The 3,612-nt window shown below is 75.4% G+C and carries 3 protein-coding genes; 2 read left to right on the top strand and 1 reads right to left on the bottom strand.

All coding sequences use genetic code 11. From position 1 onward, the window contains the following. Positions 1–3 precede the first annotated feature (3 nt). Positions 4–888, bottom strand: a complete 885-nt coding sequence (locus NCC78_RS29305; RefSeq protein ID WP_250798592.1) for a LysR family transcriptional regulator — start codon at positions 886–888, stop codon at positions 4–6. Positions 889–960: 72 nt separating this feature from the next. On the opposite strand from NCC78_RS29305, the gene NCC78_RS29300 reads away from it, so the two are divergent. Both NCC78_RS29300 and NCC78_RS29295 read left to right on the top strand, forming a co-directional pair. Beyond that, the gene (locus NCC78_RS29300) at positions 961–1,623 is read left to right on the top strand and encodes a type 1 glutamine amidotransferase domain-containing protein (RefSeq protein ID WP_250798590.1); all 663 of its coding nucleotides are present in this window, start codon (positions 961–963) and stop codon (positions 1,621–1,623) included. A gap of 360 nt (positions 1,624–1,983) precedes the next feature. Next, complete coding sequence (locus NCC78_RS29295; protein ID WP_250798589.1) at positions 1,984–3,600, top strand: succinic semialdehyde dehydrogenase; 1,617 nt, start codon at positions 1,984–1,986, stop codon at positions 3,598–3,600. The last annotated feature ends 12 nt before the right edge of the window (positions 3,601–3,612 follow it).

The following is a 3,612-nucleotide window of genomic DNA, read 5'->3' as shown; positions in this document are numbered from 1 at the left end:
CGCTCACCAGCCGGCGGCGGCCGCCACCAGGGCCCGACGTACCGCGTGCACCTCGCGACGGCCGCTCACCTGGGGGCGGGCGACGAGGAAGAGCGTGTTGAGCGGCGGCACCGGCGGTCGCAGCAACGGCACCAGCTCGCCGGAGGCCAGTTGCGCCCCGCAGAGGTACGTCGGCAGCACGCTCGCCCCGGCACCGGCCACCACGGCCGCGAGCACCGCACGCAGGTCGGCCACCACCAGGTTCGGGGTCCGGGTCAGCCGGGTGTCGAAGACCGTACGCCACCAGCGGCGCAGGATCGGGGCCTCCTCCGCGTACGCCACCAGGGGGACCCCGCGCAGCGCCTGCGGGGTGACCGGGTCCGGCAGCCGCCGGGCCCAGGACGGGGCGGCGACCAGCGCGAACTCCTCGTCGTAGAGCGGCTCGGCGGTCAGCCCCCGACGGCGCGGTCGCACGCTGGTCACCGCGAGGTCGAGCCGGCCGGCGACCAGGTCGTCGAGGAGCTGCTCGGGCAGGCCGGCGACGACCCGCAGCTCCAGGCCGTCGGCGACCAGACCGGCGACCGCCGGCAGGGCCCGCTCGGCGAGGAACTCGGCCGGCCCGCCCAGGAAGACCGTCCGGGGGTACGGCACCGCCGGGTCGTCAGCCAGCACGGCGTCCAGCCGGTCCAGCGGCTCGGCCACCCGCCGGGCCAGTTCGTCGCCGGCCGCCGTGGGCAGCACGCCCCGGGGCACCCGGTCGAACAGCGGCCGGCCGACCGCCTCCTCCAGCGCGCGCAGTTGCGCGGTGACCGTCGGCTGCGCCAGCCCGAGCAGCTCGGCGGCACCGGTGATGGAGCCGGCGCGATGCACGGCGAGGAAGCTGCGGAGCAGGTCGAGCGAGACCTTCACATCAGCAAACCTATCGCCGCTGTGTCATTCGCCTATTGGTCAGCTATGGATTCCCGAGCCAGCATGGTCGGCATGACACGTGCACTCATCGCCCTGACCAGTCACCGCCAACTCGGCACCACCGGCCGGGAGACCGGCTTCTACGTCGGGGAGGCCGCGGAGCCGTGGGAGGTGTTCCGCGCCGCCGGATGGGACGTCGACCTGGTTTCGGTGGCCGGCGGCCAGCCGCCGCTGGACGGTCGTGACGAGAACGACAGGACCCAGAACGACTTCCTCGCCACCGCCGACGTGGCGAACACCCCGAAGGCCGCCGAGGTCGACCCGGCCGGCTACGACGTGGTCGTGTTCGCCGGCGGCCACGGCACCATGTGGGACTTCCCGGACGACCCGGACCTGGCCCGGATCGCCGCCTCGATCTACGAGCGCGGCGGGGTCGTCGCCGCGGTCTGCCACGGCCCCTCCGCGCTGGTGAACCTGAAGCTCTCCGACGGCTCGCACCTGGTGGCGGGCAAGCGGGTGGCGGGCTTCACCAACGACGAGGAGGACGCGGTCGGGCTCAGCGACGAGGTGCCCTTCCTGCTCGCGGACAAGCTCACCGCGGCCGGCGCCACGCACGTCGCGGCCCCGAACTTCACCGAGCACGTCGTGGTCGACGGGCGCCTGGTCACCGGTCAGAACCCGCAGTCCGCCCGCGCCATGGCCGAGGCGATCGTCAAGGCCGTCACCACCGCCTGACCGGCACGCGGCAGCCATGCCGGCCCCGGCGGGCCGACCGACCGCTGCGGCACGGGATGACGGGCGCGCCGGGACAGAAGGCGCCGCTCCGGACGAGGGGCTACCCACCCACGTGCGGCCCCTTTGCTCTGCACCCCTCCACGCACCACCCGCCGTCCGACGCCCGGGCGTCGGGTGGTGCGTCCTTGGCGGCAGAGCAAAGGGCCCAAGCGGGCGCCCTGAAAGCGGCGCAAGACCGACATCCGGACCGAGCCGCGCGGCCACCGGCCTATCCCGCTTATCCCGGTCGGCGCTTGCGCCGCCCCACCGTCGTCCACACCTCTTTGCAACGCGACGTTGCGTTGCGGTAGCGTGGCGGGCATGAGCGCACCCGCCCTGACCCCGCACGCCGCCCCGGTCGACCCCGTCGGCAATCCGGTCGCCGAGGGGCAGCCGCCGGCGCTGCCCGCCGGAGCCGCCGGCCTCGTCGCGCAGGTGCGCGGCACCGGCCCGGCGTTCACGGCCACCTCGCCGCTGACCGGCACGCCGACGGTGGACGTGCCGTCGAGCACCCCGGCCGACGTCGACCGGACCTTCGCCGACGCGCGGGCCGCGCAGCGCCCCTGGGCCGGGCTGCCGGTCTCGCGCCGGGCCGCCGTCCTGCTCCGGCTGCACGACCTGGTCCTCGACCGTCAGGCCGAAGGGCTGGACCTGATCCAGTTGGAGGCCGGAAAGGCTCGCCGGCACGCGGTCGAGGAGGTCCTCGACGTCGCGATCAACGCCCGCTACTACGCCCGGACCGCCGCCCGGTTGCTGCGTCCGCGCCGCCGCGCCGGCGCCCTGCCGGTCCTCACCCGGGTGCACGAGCTGCGCTTCCCGGTGGGCGTGGTCGGCGTGGTCTCGCCCTGGAACTACCCGCTCTCGCTGGCCGCCGCCGAGGTGCTCCCCGCCCTGATGGCCGGCAACGCCGTCGTGCACCGACCGGACCCGGCGACCATGCTCAGCGCCCTCTGGGTCCGCGCCCTCGCCGTCGAGGCGGGGCTGCCGCCAGCGCTGTGGCAGGTCGTCGCCGGCGAGGGCGCCGACGTCGGACCGCTGGTCACCCAACGGGCCGACCTGGTCTGCTTCACCGGCTCCACCCGGGTCGGCCGGGAGGTCGCCGCCCAGGCGGCCCGCCGGCTGGTCCCGGCGTCGCTAGAGCTGGGCGGCAAGAACCCGTTGCTGGTGCTCGACGACGCCGACGTGGACCGGGCGGTCGAGGGCGCGATCCGTGCCTGCTTCGCCAGCGCCGGCCAGCTCTGCGTCTCGGTCGAACGCGTCTACGTCGCCGACCGGCTGCACGACGAGTTCCTGCGCCGGTTCGTCGCGCGTACCGCGACGCTGCGGTTGGGCGTCGGCGGCGACTTCGGGGCCGACCTCGGTTCGCTGGCCTCCGCACGGCAGCTCGACACGGTCACCGCCCACGTCGCCGACGCCGTCGGGCGGGGCGCCACCCTGCACACCGGTGGCCGGCACCGCCCCGACATCGGGCCGTACGTCGTCGAACCGGCCGTGCTCACCGGGGTCGTCCCCGGGATGAGGATGTACGCCGAGGAGACCTTCGGCCCGGTCGTCGCCGTGTATCGCTTCGGCACCGACAACGAGGCGGTCACCCTGGCCAACGACACGGCGTACGGACTGAACGCGAGCGTGTTCAGCGGCTCCGGGGCGCGCGGCGAGGCGGTGGCCGCCCGCATCGACGCGGGCGGCGTGAACGTCAACGACGGTTACGGCGCGGTGTGGGGCAGCATCGACGCCCCGATGGGCGGCTGGAAGGACTCCGGGCTGGGCGGCCGGCACGGCGCGGACGGGCTGCTCCGGTTCACCCGGGTCAAGACCGTCGCCCGGCAGCGGGGGCAGGACCTCGCACCGGCGTACCACCGACCGGGCGCGCAGAGCGCGGCCTGGACCCGGCGGATGACCGCGGCGCTGCGCCTGCTGCGCCGCACCGGCCGGTGAGCGCCGCGAGCG

Origin of the sequence: Micromonospora phytophila (genome assembly GCF_023656545.1) — a bacterium.
In the GTDB taxonomy this organism is placed as follows: domain Bacteria; phylum Actinomycetota; class Actinomycetes; order Mycobacteriales; family Micromonosporaceae; genus Micromonospora; species Micromonospora phytophila.
Note: the sequence above shows the minus strand (reverse complement) of the source record. Positions and strands in the feature narration are given on the sequence as shown.